General features: G+C 72.1%; 15 protein-coding genes. 4 read left to right on the forward strand and 11 right to left on the reverse strand.

Annotated features, from left to right (window positions below):
* Window positions 1-75 precede the first annotated feature (75 nt).
* The 5 genes from ABZ117_RS04500 to ABZ117_RS04520 all read right to left on the reverse strand — a co-directional run bounded on the left by ABZ117_RS04500 (window position 76) and on the right by ABZ117_RS04520 (window position 5,507).
* On the reverse strand, window positions 76-765 hold the full coding sequence (locus ABZ117_RS04500) for a response regulator (RefSeq protein WP_356817276.1): 690 nt from the start codon (window positions 763-765) through the stop codon (window positions 76-78).
* Window positions 762-3,395, reverse strand: coding sequence for a sensor histidine kinase KdpD (locus ABZ117_RS04505; RefSeq protein WP_356817278.1), 2,634 nt, complete (start codon window positions 3,393-3,395; stop codon window positions 762-764). The genes ABZ117_RS04500 and ABZ117_RS04505 overlap by 4 nt, the downstream gene beginning before the upstream one ends.
* Before the next feature lie 195 nt (window positions 3,396-3,590).
* Window positions 3,591-4,355 (reverse strand): DUF3710 domain-containing protein, encoded by a 765-nt coding sequence (locus ABZ117_RS04510; RefSeq protein WP_356817280.1) that lies wholly within the window; start codon window positions 4,353-4,355, stop codon window positions 3,591-3,593.
* A gap of 1 nt (window position 4,356) precedes the next feature.
* Window positions 4,357-4,926 (reverse strand): dUTP diphosphatase, encoded by a 570-nt coding sequence (gene dut / locus ABZ117_RS04515; protein ID WP_356817282.1) that lies wholly within the window; start codon window positions 4,924-4,926, stop codon window positions 4,357-4,359.
* On the reverse strand, window positions 4,923-5,507 hold the full coding sequence (locus ABZ117_RS04520) for a PaaI family thioesterase (RefSeq protein WP_356817284.1): 585 nt from the start codon (window positions 5,505-5,507) through the stop codon (window positions 4,923-4,925). The genes dut and ABZ117_RS04520 overlap by 4 nt, the downstream gene beginning before the upstream one ends.
* A 58-nt stretch (window positions 5,508-5,565) precedes the next feature.
* On the opposite strand from ABZ117_RS04520, the gene ABZ117_RS04525 reads away from it, so the two are divergent.
* Window positions 5,566-6,030: a DUF3093 domain-containing protein gene (locus ABZ117_RS04525; RefSeq protein WP_356817286.1), complete on the forward strand. Its 465-nt coding sequence runs from the start codon at window positions 5,566-5,568 to the stop codon at window positions 6,028-6,030.
* A 91-nt stretch (window positions 6,031-6,121) separates the two neighbouring features.
* On the opposite strand, the gene ABZ117_RS04530 is transcribed toward ABZ117_RS04525, so the two are convergent.
* From ABZ117_RS04530 to ABZ117_RS04545, 4 genes are all read right to left on the reverse strand, one after another.
* Complete coding sequence (locus ABZ117_RS04530; protein WP_356817288.1) at window positions 6,122-7,036, reverse strand: hypothetical protein; 915 nt, start codon at window positions 7,034-7,036, stop codon at window positions 6,122-6,124.
* Window positions 7,037-7,049: 13 nt separating this feature from the next.
* Window positions 7,050-7,346 (reverse strand): DUF4193 domain-containing protein, encoded by a 297-nt coding sequence (locus tag ABZ117_RS04535; protein ID WP_003997302.1) that lies wholly within the window; start codon window positions 7,344-7,346, stop codon window positions 7,050-7,052.
* Between the two features lie 394 nt (window positions 7,347-7,740).
* The gene (locus tag ABZ117_RS04540) at window positions 7,741-8,988 is read right to left on the reverse strand and encodes a HAMP domain-containing sensor histidine kinase (RefSeq protein ID WP_356817289.1); all 1,248 of its coding nucleotides are present in this window, start codon (window positions 8,986-8,988) and stop codon (window positions 7,741-7,743) included.
* 6 nt (window positions 8,989-8,994) lie between these two features.
* Window positions 8,995-9,648, reverse strand: coding sequence for a response regulator transcription factor (locus ABZ117_RS04545; RefSeq protein ID WP_356817291.1), 654 nt, complete (start codon window positions 9,646-9,648; stop codon window positions 8,995-8,997).
* Between the two features lie 412 nt (window positions 9,649-10,060).
* Between ABZ117_RS04545 and ABZ117_RS04550 the strand changes: the two genes are divergently transcribed.
* Window positions 10,061-10,234: a hypothetical protein gene (locus ABZ117_RS04550; RefSeq protein ID WP_167528465.1), complete on the forward strand. Its 174-nt coding sequence runs from the start codon at window positions 10,061-10,063 to the stop codon at window positions 10,232-10,234.
* Between the two features lie 86 nt (window positions 10,235-10,320).
* Here ABZ117_RS04550 and ABZ117_RS04555 read toward each other — a convergent pair whose 3' ends face one another.
* Entirely contained in the window at window positions 10,321-11,136 is an 816-nt protein-coding gene (locus ABZ117_RS04555; protein WP_356817293.1) for an inositol monophosphatase family protein, read from the reverse strand.
* 8 nt (window positions 11,137-11,144) lie between these two features.
* A complete protein-coding gene (locus tag ABZ117_RS04560; protein WP_356817295.1) occupies window positions 11,145-12,272 on the reverse strand; it encodes a ferrochelatase in 1,128 nt (375 codons plus the stop codon).
* 171 nt (window positions 12,273-12,443) lie between these two features.
* On the opposite strand from ABZ117_RS04560, the gene ABZ117_RS04565 reads away from it, so the two are divergent.
* Complete coding sequence (locus ABZ117_RS04565) at window positions 12,444-13,682, forward strand: MFS transporter (RefSeq protein WP_356817297.1); 1,239 nt, start codon at window positions 12,444-12,446, stop codon at window positions 13,680-13,682.
* Window positions 13,642-14,961 carry a D-arabinono-1,4-lactone oxidase gene (locus ABZ117_RS04570; protein ID WP_356817299.1) on the forward strand — a complete coding sequence of 440 codons (1,320 nt, stop codon included), beginning with the start codon at window positions 13,642-13,644 and terminating at the stop codon, window positions 14,959-14,961. Before ABZ117_RS04565 ends, ABZ117_RS04570 begins: the two co-directional genes overlap by 41 nt.
* Window positions 14,962-15,373 lie beyond the last annotated feature (412 nt).

A 15,373-nucleotide genomic window follows, 5' to 3' on the forward strand; every position in this document is an offset into this window, starting at 1 on the left:
AGCGTACCGGGGTGCGCGGACAGGTCCGCAGCGCAGCTCACTTCCCCGCGGCCGCCACGGCGAACGACCGCCGCCTCACTTCTCGAACCGGTAGCCCATGCCCGGCTCGGTGATGAAGTGCTTCGGGTGCGAGGGGTCCGCCTCCAGCTTCCTGCGCAGCTGGGCCATGTACACCCGCAGGTAGTTGGTCTCGGTGCCGTACGACGGCCCCCACACCTCCTGGAGCAGCTGCTTCTGGCCGACCAGGCGGCCGGTGTTGCGGACCAGCACCTCCAGCAGGTGCCACTCGGTGGGGGTGAGCCGGACGTCCCTGCCGCCGCGGTGCACCTTCTTGGCGGCCAGGTCGACGGTGAAGCCCTCGGTCTCCACGGTCGTCAGGTCGTCCTCGCCGGGCCCGGCCGGCTCGGCCCGGCGGACGGCGGCGCGCAGCCGGGCCAGCAGCTCGTCCATGCCGAAGGGCTTGGTGACGTAGTCGTCGGCGCCGGCGTCCAGCGCCTGGACCTTCTCGTCGGAGGAGTGCCGCGCGGAGAGCACCAGGATCGGTACGCGGGTCCAGCCGCGCAGACCCCTGATCACCTCGACACCGTCCATGTCGGGCAGGCCGAGGTCGAGGACGACGACGTCGGGATGGCGGGAGGCGGCGAGTTCGAGCGCGGTCCCGCCGTCGGAGGCGGCGTCGGCCTCGTACCCGCGCGCCTTGAGGTTGATCACGAGGGCCCGCACGATCTGCGGCTCGTCGTCGACCACGAGCACCCGGGTCGTCATAGGACCTGCCTTTCCGGTTCTGTGATGTCCGTGCCCGCCCCTGCCCCGGTGCTGCGGTCCCCGGTGCTGTGGTCCCCGGCGTCCGCGGTGCCCGGACGTGCGCCCTCCGCGCCGCCGTCGCAGGCACCGGAGCGCGGGCCCGCCGCGCGCAGGGTCAGCACCATGGTGAGCCCGCCGCCCGGCGTGTCCTCGGCGTCGAGGGTGCCGCCCATGGCCTCGGCGAAGCCCCGGGCGACGGCGAGGCCGAGTCCGACGCCGGCGCCGCGCGGGGCGTCACCGTAGCGCTGGAACGGCTCGAAGATACGGTCCTTGGCCTCGTCCGGCACGCCCGGCCCGCGGTCCACCACCCGTACCTCCACGCGGTCGGCGAGGGCACTGGCGGCGACCAGGACGCGCCGCCCGCGCGGGCTGTACTTGACGGCGTTCTCCACCAGGTTGGCCACCGACCGCTCCAGCAGCCCGGGGTCGACGGCGACCATGGGCAGCGTCTCGGGCACGTCCAGCCCGACGCTGTCCTCGGGTACGCCCCCGAGCGCCATGGGTACGACCTCGTCGACGTCGATCTCCCGGATCAGCGGGGTGACCGTACCCGTCTGGAGGCGTGACATGTCGAGCAGGTTTCCGACGAGGTGGTCGAGGCGGTCCGCGCCCTCCTCGATGCCCGCCAGCAGCTCCGCCTCGTCCTCCTCGGACCAGGCCACGTCGGCCGAGCGCAAGGAGGACACGGCGGCCTTGATGCCGGCCAGCGGAGTGCGCAGGTCGTGGCTGACGGCGGCCAGCAGCGCGGTGCGGATGCGGTTGCCCTCGGCGAGCGCGCGGGCCCGGTCGGCCTCCTCCCGCAGGCGCCGGCGGTCCAGTACGACGGCTGCCTGGGCGGCGAAGGCGGCCAGTACCCGGCGGTCCTCGGCGGGCAGCACCCGGCCGGTGAGCGCGAGCGCCATGTGGTCGCCGACGGGCATGTCGACGTCGGCGTCCTCCGGGCGCTCCAGCGGGGGCCCGGAGCCGGCGCGCCCCGCGCAGGTCCAGGGCGCGACCTCGCTCTCGCGCTCGAGCAGGGCGGCCGACTCCATGGCGAAGGTCTCGCGGACCCGCTCCAGCAGTTCCTCCAGGCCGCTCTCGCCGCGCAGCACGTTGCCGGCGAGGAAGGAGAGGATCTCCGCCTCGGCGCGCAGCCGGGCGGCCTGGTGGGTGCGCCGGGCGGCGAGGTCGACCACCGAGGCGACCGACATGCCGACCCCGAAGAAGATCGCGATGGCGACGATGTTCCTGGGGTCGGCGACGGTCAGCCGGTGCAGCGGCGGGGTGTAGAAGTAGTTCAGCAGCAGCGAGCCGAGGGCCGCCGAGGCGAGGGCGGGCAGCAGGCCGCCGAGCAGGGCCGCGGCGACGGTGACGGCCAGGAACAGCAGCATGTCGTTGGCGAGGCCGAGGCCGGCGGTGTTCAGCAGCACCGCGAGGACCACCGGGCCGGCCAGGCCGACGGCCCAGCCCCGCACGACCCGGGTCCGCCCGAGTTGCCCGCCGCGCGCGACGGGCAGTCCACGGCCCTTGGCGACCTCCTCGTGGGTGACGATGTGCACGTCCAGGTCGGAGCCGGAGTCCCGGGCGACCGTCGCGCCGACACCGGGCCCGAAGACGTACTGCCAGGGCCTGCGGCGCGAGGAGCCGAGCACGATCTGGGTGGCGTTCACCCCGCGCGCGAAGTCGAGCAGGGCGGCCGGTATGTCGTCGCCGACCACGTGGTGGAAGGTGCCGCCCAGGTCCTCCACGAGGGTGCGCTGGACGGCCAGCTCCTTGGGGGAGGCGGAGGTCAGGCCGTCGCTGCGGGCGATGCAGACGGCGAGGACCTCGCCGCCGGCGCCCTTCTCGGCGAGCCGGACCGCCCGGCGGATGAGGGTGCGCCCCTCGGGGCCGCCGGTCAGGCCCACCACGATCCGCTCCCGCGAGCCCCATATCGCCGACACCCGGTGCTCGCTGCGGTAGGCGGTGAGGTGCTCGTCGACCCGGTCGGCCACCCACAGCAGCGCCAGCTCGCGCAGGGCGGTGAGGTTGCCGGGGCGGAAGTAGTTGGAGAGGGCCGCGTCGACCTTGTCCGGCTGGTGGATGTTGCCGTGGGCCATGCGGCGGCGCAGGGCCTGCGGGGACATGTCGACCAGCTCGATCTGGTCGGCCCGGCGTACCACCTCGTCGGGGACGGTCTCGCGCTGCCGTACCCCGGTGATCGACTCCACGACGTCGCCGAGTGACTCCAGGTGCTGGATGTTGACGGTGGAGACGACGTCGATGCCGGCGGCGAGCAGTTCCTCCACGTCCTGGCGGCGCTCGGCGTTGCGCGAACCCGGGACGTTGGTGTGGGCGAGTTCGTCGACGAGGGCGACGGCGGGCCGGCGGCGCAGCACGGCCTCGACGTCCATCTCGCCGAAGGTGGCACCCCGGTGGTCCAGCTGCCGCCGTGGCACCACTTCCAGGCCGTGCAGCATCATCTCGGTGCGCGGCCGGCCGTGGTGCTCGACGAACGCGACGACGCAGTCGGTGCCCCGCTCGATCCGGCGGTGCGCCTCGGCGAGCATCGCGTAGGTCTTGCCCACGCCGGGTGCCGCGCCCAGGTAGATCCGTAGCTTGCCGCGTGCCATGGCCTCATTGTCTTCCCGTGCCCGATGCCTGCGCAGCGTCGACCCTATGGCCCACCGTCCCGGCCGACCGGACGGAACCGGGGGCGACGGGCAACTTTGACGCAACCCTGACGAGCACACCGCGGCGCACCACGCACACCGGGCCGTACCCCCGCGGGGGCACGGCCCGGTTTCACGGCTGAAGGCGTGGGGCGGCTAGCGGACCTCGGTGATCTCCGGTCCGCGCTGGAGGTGTCCCATACCGCCGGAGAAGCGTGAGCCCTCGTCCTCCTGCTGGACGCCCTCGGGGACCATCTGGGCGTCGTTCGGCAGCTTCAGGACGATGGGGTCGCGCGGGGCCATGGGGCCCTCGCCGCGGACCACGACCGTGTCGCGGAAGATCTGCTCCAGCAGCCCGGCGGCCTGCGGCTGCACGGCGCCCTGGCCGGAGATCACCCCGCGCAGGAACCAGCGGGGGCCGTCCACACCGACGAACCGGACGACCTGGAAGCCGCCGGTGCCGTCGGGCAGCTGCACCGGCACCTGGGCGCGCAGCTCCCAGCCGAGCGGGCCCTCGACCTCGTCGACGATGCCACCCTGCTGGGTGATGCCGCTGCCGATCTCCTCGCGGACCTCGCCCCAGATGCCCTCGCGCTTGGGCGCGGCGAACGCCTGGAGCTGGATGGCGCTGTCGCGCAGCACGACGGTCGCGGCGACGATCGCGTCACCGGCGACCTCGACCCGCAGCTCCATGCCGTCGACGCCCGGTACGAACAGACCGCCGAGGTCGACGCGGCCCTCGGCCGGGTCACGCACCTCGCTGCTGTCCCAGGGCCCGTCGGGCCGGGGCCCGGGCTCCAGCCGGACGCGCTCACGCCCGGCCTCCTCTACGTCCGCCTCGGTGTCGACGCTGTCGACGACCTGCTCGGCCTCGCCGGCCGCTTCCTCGGCGGCACCCTTCGTCTTGCGACGTCCGAACACGTCACTGTCCTTCCCGGTCGGATACGACCGAAGCGTATCGATTCCCACCCGTCGGACCGCCTTCGGCGGCCTGACCGCTTGCGCCGCTCTCGCCGCCCACCGCGGCATGGCCACCGGTGGACCCGAAGCCCCCTTCGGCCCGCGCCGAGCCGGGAAGTTCCGCGACCTCCCGGAAGCGGACCCTCTCGACCTGCTGGACGACCAGTTGGGCAATCCGGTCGAAGCGCTCGAACCGCACGCTCTCGCGCGGGTCGAGATTCACCACGATCACCTTGATCTCTCCACGGTACCCGGCATCGACCGTCCCCGGGGCATTCACGAGGGCGACACCGCAGCGGGCGGCGAGGCCGGAGCGCGGGTGCACGAAGGCCGCGTACCCCTCGGGCAGGGCGATCGACACCCCCGTGGGCAGGACGGCACGTTCGCCTGGTCCGAGCACACACGCCTCGGTGGTGCGCAGATCGGCTCCGGCGTCCCCGGGGTGCTCGTACGCCGGAAGCGGTACGTCCGGATCGACCCGGCGGATCTGCACATCAAGGGGGCCGCGGCCGGCGGGGCCCGGCGCGGTCACGGGTTCACCTCGAAGGCACGGGCACGGCGGATCTGATCGGGGTCCTCCATGGCCGCCCGGATCTCCTCGCCGCGGCCGTGGTCGATGAAGTGGTCGACCTTGACCTCCACGAAGAGGGCGTCGGCGCGGACGGCGACCGGTCCGCCGGGGCCGCCGATGCGTCCGGTGGCGGTGCAGTAGATCTTCCGCCCGGCGACGGCGGTCACCTCGGCCGCCAGGTGCAGCGTGGTGCCGACCGGGACGGGCCGGACGAAGTCCGTCTCCAGTCGTCCCGTCACGGCGATGGTGCGCAGCAGCCAGTTCAGCGAGCCCAGGGTCTCGTCCAGGGCCGTGGCCAGCACTCCCCCGTGCGCGAGGCCGGGGGCGCCCTGGTGGGCGGGCTGGACGGTGAACTCGGCGGTCAGCGTGACGCCCTCGCCGGCGCGGGCCTCCAGGTGCAGTCCGTGCGGCTGCCCGGGACCACAGCCGAAGCAGTGTTCGTAGTGGGCGCCGAGAAGCTCCCCGGGCGCGGGCGCGTCGGGGTGCCGTACCGGTTTCACCGCGTCTGCGGGAGGCTGAAGAGCTGCGGAACTACCACTCACAGCCGCAGACCTTACCCGTGCGTCGGGCCTGTGCGGATCCCGTGCCAAGCTTGGCCTCATGCAGCTCTCCGCCACCCCCTACGAAGAACGCCTCACCGCCCCCCGTTCGTGGTGGCTGATCAGCTTCCTGGTCGGTGTCTCCTTCGCCCTGATCCTGCTCCCCTTCGGCACCCTGCCGCTGCTGGGCGGACTGGTCGGGGGGACGGCCGCCGCGGCGGTGGTGGCCAGTGCCTACGGCTCGCCGCGCATCCGGGTCGTGGGCGACTCCCTGGTCGCGGGGGAGGCGAGGATCCCGGTGTCGGCACTGGGCTCGTCGCAGGTGCTGGACGCGGAGGAGGCGCGCGCCTGGCGCACGTACAAGGCCGACACCCGCGCCTTCCTGCTGCTGCGCGCGTACATCCCGACGGCGTTGCGCGTGGAGGTCACGGATCCGCAGGACCCGACGCCCTACCTCTACCTGTCGACGCGTGAGCCGGAGAAGCTGGCGGCGGCGATCGATGCGGCCCGCACGGCGAACGCCTGACGCGGTACGGGGCGCGTCCGAGAGGGTCCGCTTCGCCTCGGACCCGGCCACCCGGGGCGTCCAGGGTTTCCTGGCGCCGGCTTCGCCGGCCCTACAGCCCCTCGGGAAGCTCGCGCAGCGACAGCGGATCCGCCGGCTTGTCCATCGGCGGCAGCTCCGGCAGCTCGTCCCAGGGCACCTGGATCCGGCGCAGGTCGGCCCGGATCCGGTCCGCGAGCTTTCTGGTGTCCCGGCGGTTCATGACCGCTCCGACGGCGGCTCCCACCATGAACGGCGTCAGGTTGGGCAGGTTGCGGACCATCCGCTTCATGATCTGCCGGCGCAGTTCCCGTTTCATCCGGCCGCCGAGAGCCGTGTCGTACGTCGACGGTTTCGTCACGTCGATGCCGCGCTCCCCCGACCAGGAGGACAGATACGCGGTGCTGCGGGCTCTGAGCCCGCCCGGCGCTCGGACGCCGTAGACCTCGTGCAGTTCGGCGATGAGTTTCAGTTCGATCGCGGCGACGCCGGTGACCTCCGCGGCGAGTTCGGTCGGCATCGCCGGCGGCACCGGCAGCATCGCCGCCGCCCCGATCCCGGCTCCGACCGTCGAGGTGCCGGCCGCCGCGCCCGCGACCAGCTTGTCGGCCAGCTCCTCGGGCCCGAGTCCGGGGAACTGTCTGCGCAGGGTCGTGAGGTCGCGTACGGGCACCCGGGGCGCGATGTCGATGACGCGGTCCGCGACGTACGCCAGCCCCGCGCGGGCGTGGCTGCCGCCCTTGCGGGCCCCTTCCCGGGCCAGGTCCCGGGCCCTCTGGCGCGCGACCACGGCCCGGCGCCGTGCGACGGGCGCGGGCTGCCGCACCGGCACCGGCAGGTCGTCCCTGTCGGCCACCGGTCCGGGCGAGGCCTCCGCCCCGGGTGAGCCCCGCTCGTCGTCACGCGCGCCGTGCGAGCCGTCGGACGGCCCTTGGTCCGCTCTCCGCAAGGAGAAGCGGCGCTTCCGCGGAGGGGTCGAGCCAGACACGGCCGACCCGTCCTCAGTCGCAGTCGCGGCAGATCGGCTGACCGTTCTTCTCCCGGGCCAGCTGGCTGCGGTGGTGCACCAGGAAGCAGCTCATGCAGGTGAACTCGTCCTGCTGCTTGGGCAGCACCCGGACGGCCAGCTCCTCGTTCGAGAGGTCCGCTCCGGGCAGCTCGAGGCCCTCTGCGGCCTCGAACTCGTCGACGTCCACGGACGAGGTGGACTTGTCGTTCCGCCTGGCCTTCAGCTCTTCAAGGCTGTCCGAGTCGACGTCGTCGTCGGTCTTGCGTGGAGTGTCGTAATCGGTTGCCATATCGCTCTCCCCCTCTGGGTGGTCTGCGGTGTCTCCAGCGCACGTAACGCGTGAGAGGCCGGACTTGTGCCCGACCTGAGGCGGAGATTTTGCCTCACATCAAGGTCTGTTACTCAATCGACACCCGATCCGACCCGTCGAGCGTGATCGGCTTGGATGGCGGTGAGGACCGTACACGGTTCGGACGCCGCACCTCAAAGGCGCCTCACCGTGTACTTCCCGTGATCAAGTGCCCTGAAAACCAGGACTTTCCCGGCTTTCCACCTACGGCCATGATCACTCTGCGTGCATGACCGGAATTTCGTCCATGTGATCGATCACACAAGGAGAACCCCGCGCGGTGGTCGAAAAATTCCGCGCGAAGCGAACAACCTCCGGGTGTGTCGGTCGCCCGTCACACCGGCAGGGTGACACGCATCACCAGGCCACCGCCTTCCCGGGGGCTTGCCAGGATGTGCCCGCCGTGCGCGCGGGTCACCGAGCGGACGATCGACAGACCGAGACCCACGCCCTTGTCGCTGCCCGTGCGCTCCGTGCGCAGCCGCCGGAAGGGCTCGAAGAGGTTGTCGATCTCGTACGCGGGCACCACCGGGCCGGTGTTGGAGACGGTGAGCACAGCCTGCCCGTGCTCGACCTCGGTATGCACCTCGACCCAGCCGTGCTCGGCCACGTTGTAGCGCACCGCATTCTGCACGAGATTCAGGGCGATCCGCTCCAGCAGCACGCCGTTGCCCCGCACGACGGCCGGTTTGCGCTCACCGCGGATCTCGACGCCCTTGGCCTCCGCCTCGGCGTGCACCTGGTCGACGGCCTGCGTCGCGACCTCGGCCAGGTCGACGGGCTTGCGCTCGACGATCTGGTTGTCGCTGCGGGCGAGCAGCAGCAGCCCCTCGACCAGCTGTTCGCTGCGCTCGTTGGTGGCGAGCAGGGTCCTGCCGAGCTGCTGGAGCTCGACGGGCGCGTCCGGATCCGACAGGTGCACCTCCAGGAGTGTGCGGTTGATCGCCAGCGGGGTGCGCAGTTCGTGCGAGGCGTTGCCGACGAAGCGCTGCTGGGCGGTGAAGGCCCGTTGCAGTCGTTCCAGCATGTCGTCGAAGGTGTCGGCCAGCTCTTTCAGCTCGTCGTCCGGGCCGTCCAGCTCGATCCGGCGGGACAGGTCCGAACCGGCCACCTGCCGGGCGGTACGGGTGATCCGGCCGAGCGGGGAGAGCACGCGGCCGGCCATCGCGTAGCCGAACGCGAAGGCGATGACGGCGAGCCCGAGCAGGGCCAGCAGCGAGCGGCTGAGCAGGTTGTCCAGGGCCTCCTGGCGCTGGTGGCCCACACACCGGCTGATCGCGTCCTTGAAGTCCTCCAGGGGCAGGCTCGTGGTGTTGATCGCGGGGCAGTTGTCGCTGGAGACCTGGAGCTTCTGGAAGCTGACGATCTTGAAAAGCGGCTGGTTCCCGGTGCTGATCGCCTGGGCGGCCAGCAGATAGATGATCGACAGCAGCAGGATGCCGGCGATCAGGAACATGCCGCCGTACAGCAGCGTGAGCCGTATGCGGATCGTCGGGCGCAGCCAGGGAAAGGGGGGCTGTGCCCTGCTGGGGTCCCAGGTGGGTTTCGGCGGTGCCTGCGGGGGCGGGGGGGTGGCGGCCACGGCCGGTCAGATCCGGTAGCCGGAGCCGGGGACCGTGACGATGACGGGCGGCTCGCCCAGTTTGCGGCGCAGGGTCATGACCGTCACGCGCACCACGTTGGTGAACGGGTCGGTGTTCTCGTCCCACGCCTTCTCCAGCAGTTGCTCGGCGGAGACCACCGCGCCCTCGCTGCGCATCAGCACCTCCAGGACCGCGAACTCCTTGGGCGCGAGCTGGATCTCCCTGCCGTCGCGGAAGATCTCGCGGCGGTTGGGGTCGAGCTTGATGCCGGCGCGCTCCAGGACCGGCGGCAGCGGCACGCTGGTCCGGCGGCCGAGGGCACGCACGCGCGCGATCAGCTCGCTGAACGCGAACGGCTTGGGCAGATAGTCGTCGGCGCCGATCTCCAGACCCTCGACCCGGTCGCTGACGTCACCGGAGGCGGTGAGCATGAGCACGCGCGTGGGCATGCCCAGCTCGACGATCTTGCGGCAGACGTCGTCGCCGTGCACGAGCGGGAGGTCGCGGTCGAGGACGACCACGTCGTAGTCGTTCACTCCGATGCGTTCCAGGGCGGCCGCACCGTCGTACACGACGTCGACGGCCATGGCCTCCCGGCGCAGTCCGGTGGCCACCGCATCGGCGAGCAGCTGCTCGTCCTCGACGACGAGTACGCGCACGTCGCTTGTCCTTCCTGTGTCCACCCGCGCGGCGCGCCGTGGGCGCCCCGCGGGCAGGGGTGTTCGTGGAATGTGGCCCCCATCCTGCCCTTTTCGGCCGTAAGTCGGCTGTAAGACGGGGTCCGGGCCGCAGGAATCCGGGTGCCGCCGGAGAAACGCGGGATTTTCTGCTCCGGCCGAGGTTTCCGGGGAACGGCGTGGGGGGAGGACGGCTTTACACCCCGCGATCACGCTCTGCATGTGCCGCAGCACCATGTGGTACTTCTCGGTCCGCTTCGCAGAGTGGGCGTGGGTGTCCGGCACCGTCGCCGCCCGGCCGGGCAGCGCTGGGCACCCGCGAGAGACGTGATCACCCCTTCCACACGGCACACTCCGTGCCACCGACCCACGACCCATGACGAGGGGGCGCAGCATGGACGCTTTCACCGCGGGACTTCTCCAGCGCATAAGGGCGACGGAGTCCGATCTGTCGCGGGCTCGTGACGAGGGCGACGACTTCCTGGTCGAGGTGGAGCAGGCAGAGCTGGACGACCTGCGACGCCTCGCCGCCGACCACGGCGTGGAGGTCGGCGCGTCACGCGTCTGACCTGCTCGAGAGCGCGACAGCGGGGCCCCCGGCGAATCCAGCGCCGGGGGCCCTCGCTTTCCCCGGACCCTTCTGCGGGCCGGGCGTCAGTCGTGCCAGGCGCCGAAGTCCTCCAGCAGCCGCTGGAGGGGCTCGAAGACCCCTGGCGCACCCGCCACCGTGAGGTTACGTGAGGGGCGCTCTCCGGGGCGTCCACCGGTCAGGGCGCCCGCCTCCCGGGCGATCAGGTCCCCCGCCGCGACGTCCCACGGGTGGAGGCCGCGTTCGTAGTACCCGTCGAGCCGGCCGCAGGCCACGTCGCACAGGTCGACCGCCGCCGAGCCGCTGCGCCGGATGTCCCGCAGCAGCGGGATCAGCCGGCCGGCCACCTCGGCCTGGTGGGCGCGGACCTCGGTGACGTAGTTGAAGCCGGTGGAGACCAGCGCCTGGTCCAGCGGGGGCGCGGGGCGGCAGGCGAGCGCCCGCTCGCCCTGCCACGCGCCGGTGGCCCACGCGCCGCCGCCACGCACGGCGTGGTACGTCTCGCCGCGCATCGGCGCCGCCACCACCCCGGCGACGGTCTCACCGTCCTGCTCGGCCGCGACGGACACCGCCCAGGTCGGCAGCCCGTACAGGTAGTTGACGGTGCCGTCCAGGGGGTCGATCACCCAGCGGATGCCGCTCGTGCCCTCGGCGGAGGCACCCTCCTCGCCGAGGAAGCCGTCGTCGGGGCGCCGCCCGGAGATCAGATCGGTGATCAGTTTCTCCGCCGCGATGTCCATCTCGGTGACGACGTCGATGGGGCTGGACTTGGTCCTGGCCACGGCCAGGTCGGCGGGGCGGCCGTCGCGCAGCAGCTCGCCGGCTCGGCGGGCGGCCTCCTGGGCGAGGGCGAGCAGGTCCCGGTGCAGGGCGTCGGTCACGGGTCTCCTCACGCGTAGGGGCTGTCGGCGCCCGCGGCGGCCGGGCGGGGGGCGCGGGCCGGACAGCAGCCGGCCGGGCACACGTGGTGGCTCGGGCCGAGGGCGCCCAGGGCGCAGGGGGTGACATGGCCGCCGCGTTCCACGGTGGCCCGTTCCAGGACCAGCTCGCGGACGGCCGCCGCGAACCGCGGGTCGGCGCCCACGGTGGCCGAGCGGCGCACCGGCAGGCCCAGCTCCTCGGCTTTGGCCTTCGCCTCGGTGTCGAGGTCGTAGAGGACCTCCATGTGGTCGGAGACGAAGCCGATGGGGGCCATGACGACGGCGGGGACGCCCGCGGCGTGCCGCTCCTCCAGGTGGTCGCAGATGTCGGGTTCCAGCCACGGGATGTGCGGGGCACCGGAGCGGGACTGGTAGACGAGCCGCCAGGGGTGGTCGACGCCGGTGCGCTCGCGGACGGCTTCGGCGATCAGCCGGGCCACGTCAAGGTGCTGCTCGACGTAGGCGCCGCCCTCGCCGTGGGCCTCGGCCGGCCCGGAGGTGTCGGCGGCGGCGGTCGGCACGGAGTGGGTGGTGAAGGCGATGTGGGCGCCCGCGCGGACGTCCTCGGGGAGGTCGGCGAGGGCGCGCAGCACGCCGTCGGTCATGGGCTCGACGAAGCCGGGGTGGTTGAAGTAGTGCCGCAGCTTGTCGACCGCCGGCAGGGGAAGGCCCTCGGCCTCCAGGGTGGCCAGTGCGTCGGCGAGGTTCTCGCGGTACTGGCGGCAGCCCGAGTAGGAGGCGTAGGCGCTGGTGGCGAGGACCAGGACGCGGCGGCGGCCGTCGGCGGCCATCTCGCGCAGGGTGTCGGTCAGATAGGGCGCCCAGTTGCGGTTCCCCCAGTACACCGGCAGGTTCAGGCCGTGTTCGGCGAAGTCCTTGCGCAGGGCGTCCAGCAGGGCGCGGTTCTGGTCGTTGATGGGGCTGACCCCGCCGAAGAGGAAGTAGTGCTGTCCGACTTCCTTCAGGCGTTCCTTCGGGATGCCGCGCCCGCGGGTGACGTTCTCCAGGAAGGGGACCACGTCGTCCGGGCCTTCGGGGCCGCCGAAGGAGAGCAGGAGCAGGGCGTCGTAGGGGCTGGCATCGAGCGCGTCTGGCATGTCTCGATCCTGCCACCCGGCACCGGCGGCGGGGAAACAGCGGGACGTAGAGTCGTGTTGCGGGTGTTTTGATCCGCTTTCCCCGAGCATGACGCGCGGCGCGATCAGGGCACCTGACTTGTAAGCTGTGTCAGCCGTAATGGCGCCTTACCGAGCCGCTCCGGAGACCACGTGCCCAGCCCCTACAGAGCCCTGTTCGCCGAGCCCGGCACCAAGGCCTTCTCCGCCGCGGGATTCCTCGGCCGGATGCCGCTGTCGATGATGGGCATCGGCGTGGTCACGATGGTCTCCCAGCTCACCGGGCGCTACGGCCTCGCCGGCGCGCTGTCGGCCACCATCGCGCTCTCCGCCGCCGTGCTCGGGCCGCGGATCTCACGGCTGGTGGACCGGCACGGACAGCGCCGGGTGCTGCGCCCCGCGACGCTGGTGGCGCTGGCCGCGGCGACCGGGCTGCTGCTCGCCGCGCACCTGCGGTGGCCGGACTGGGTGCTGTTCGTGTGCGCCGCCGGGATCGGCTCGGTGCCCAGCCTGGGCGCGATGATCCGGGCCCGGTGGGCGGCGCTGTACCGGGGCACCCCGAAGCTGCACACCGCCTACTCGTTCGAGTCGGTCGTGGACGAGATCTGCTTCGTCGTCGGGCCGATCCTCTCCATCGGCCTGTGCACGGCCTGGTTCCCGGAGGCGGGCCCCCTGCTGGCCGCCTGTTTCCTGGCGGCCGGCGTCTTCTGGCTCACCGCCCAGCGCGCCACCGAGCCCGAGCCGCACCCGCGTGAGCGGCACGCCGGCGGCAGCGCCCTGCGCTCGGCGGGGCTGCGGGTGCTGGTGGCGACCTTCGTGGCGACCGGCACGATCTTCGGAGCGGTGGACGTGGTCACCGTCGCCTTCGCCGAGGAGCGCGGCCACAAGGCCGCGGCGAGCCTGGTCCTGGCGCTGTACGCGGCCGGTTCCGGTACGGCGGGCGCCGTCTTCGGGCTGCTGCGCTTCACCGGGGCGCCGGAACGCCGCTGGCTGCTGGGCGTCACGGCCATGGCCGTGAGTATGATCCCCCTCCTACTGGTCGGAAACCTGCCGCTTCTGGCCGTGGCGCTGTTCGTTTCGGGGCTGTCCATCGCACCGACGATGATCACGACGATGTCCCTCATCGAAGAGCACGTACCTCGCGCGCAGCTCACCGAGGGCATGACCTGGGTGAGCACCGGTCTCGCGGTCGGTGTCGCGCTCGGCTCCTCCCTGGCCGGCTGGGTGATCGACGCAGCCGGGGCGCGGGCCGGGTACGGGGTCCCGGTGGTGTCCGGGGCCGTCGCGGTCGTGGTGGGTTTCCTCGGGTACCGCCGGCTGCGCAGGCCGGCCTCGGGTCGGGGAGGCACCGTTGGTCAGCACAGCGAGCGGGAAGAACGGCACCTGGCGTAACTGGGGCGGCAACGTCTCCGCCCGGCCCGCCCGGCAGGTCACACCGGCCTCGGTGGAGGAGCTGGCCGCGGCGGTGGGCCGGGCCCGTGAGGACGGCCTGAAGGTGAAGGCGGTGGGAACCGGCCACTCCTTCACGTCGATAGCCGCCACCGACGGTGTGTTGATACGCCCTCAACTGTTGACGGGTATACGTGACATCGACCGTACGTCCATGACCGTCACGGTGGAGGCGGGCACCCCGCTCAAGAGACTCAACGCCGCCCTCGCGCGCGAGGGCCTGTCGCTCACCAACATGGGCGACATCATGGAACAGACCGTCTCCGGGGCCACCAGCACCGGCACGCACGGCACGGGCCGCGAGTCGGGCTCGATCGCCGCGCAGATCAGAGCACTGGAACTCGTCACGGCGGACGGCTCGGTGCTCACCTGTTCCGAGCAGGAGAACCCGGACGTCTTCGCGGCGGCCCGCGTCGGCCTGGGCGCCCTCGGCATCGTCACCGCCCTGACCTTCGCCGTGGAACCGCTCTTCCTGCTCACCGCGCGCGAGGAACCGATGCCCCTCGAACGCGTTCTCGCCGAGTTCGACCAATTGTGGGCCGAGAACGAGCACTTCGAGTTCTACTGGTTCCCGCACACCGGCAGCACCAACACCAAGCGCAACAACCGCAGCGCGGGCCCCGAGCGGCCGGTGGGCCGGCTGGCCGGCTGGTTCGAGGACGAGTTCCTCTCCAACGGCGTCTTCCAGGTGGCCCAGTGGGCCGGCCGCGCCGCTCCCGCCACCGTTCCGGCGATCGCCCGGATCTCCAGCAGGGCGCTGTCCGCGCGGACGTACACGGACATCCCGTACAAGGTCTTCACCTCGCCGCGCCGGGTCCGGTTCGTGGAGATGGAGTACGCCGTCCCGCGGGCGGCCCTGACCGAGACGCTGCGCGAACTGAAGGCCGTGGTCGACCGCTCGGGCCTGCGGGTGAGTTTCCCGGTGGAGGTGCGCACCGCGCCGGCCGACGACATCACCCTGTCGACCGCGTCGGGCCGGGACAGCGCCTACATCGCCGTGCACATGTTCCGGGGCACGCCCTATCAGGCGTACTTCACCGCCGCCGAGCGCGTCCTCACCGCGCACGAGGGACGCCCGCACTGGGGCAAGGTCCACACGCGGGACGCGGATTACCTCGCCCGGGTGTACCCGCGCTTCGGCGAGTTCACCGCGCTGCGGGACCGCCTCGACCCGGAGCGGCTCTTCCAGAACGACTACGTGCGCAGGGTGCTCGGCGCGTAGGGGCCGAACCGGCCCGGCGGCCGTGGCACTTGACTGCCCGGGAACCACGGATGAAACCGTGGAATCGTCTTCAGGCAAGCGCGTGACGTTCGCCACGTACGAGTTCGGGAGAAGCGGTTGCGCGCGGCCAAGTCACAGCCCTCGCGAGAAGTTGGGCGGCGCGCCGATCCACGCACTTGGCCCGAATGGAGTACTGTGACGAGCCCTGGGTCCGGCCTCCCACCAGGGTGCCCGCGGGCTTGCAGGACCGCCGGGAGGAGGCTGGTTGCACAGGGTGACCGCGATTGGTCACTTAGCGTTGCGAACAGGTAACCGTGCCATAACGGCGGCCCCGGGCCCGTGCCCGACACGCCGGGCAACTCGGCAAGGTTGTGGCAGGCTGAACCCGGGCAGGCCACACTCGACTAGCGGA

Source organism: Streptomyces sp. NPDC006309 (genome assembly GCF_040613095.1).
Lineage (GTDB): Bacteria > Actinomycetota > Actinomycetes > Streptomycetales > Streptomycetaceae > Streptomyces.

Bases quoted from the DNA above. Each gene is read 5' to 3' on its own strand.
- ABZ117_RS04500 (WP_356817276.1), bottom strand. From the start codon at position 765: ATGACGACCCGGGTGCTCGTGGTCGACGACGAGCCGCAGATCGTGCGG.
- ABZ117_RS04505 (WP_356817278.1), bottom strand. From the start codon at position 3,395: ATGGCACGCGGCAAGCTACGGATCTACCTGGGCGCGGCACCCGGCGTG.
- ABZ117_RS04525 (WP_356817286.1), top strand. From the start codon at position 5,566: ATGCAGCTCTCCGCCACCCCCTACGAAGAACGCCTCACCGCCCCCCGT.
- ABZ117_RS04535 (WP_003997302.1), bottom strand. From the start codon at position 7,346: ATGGCAACCGATTACGACACTCCACGCAAGACCGACGACGACGTCGAC.
- ABZ117_RS04550 (WP_167528465.1), top strand. From the start codon at position 10,061: ATGGACGCTTTCACCGCGGGACTTCTCCAGCGCATAAGGGCGACGGAG.
- ABZ117_RS04560 (WP_356817295.1), bottom strand. From the start codon at position 12,272: ATGCCAGACGCGCTCGATGCCAGCCCCTACGACGCCCTGCTCCTGCTC.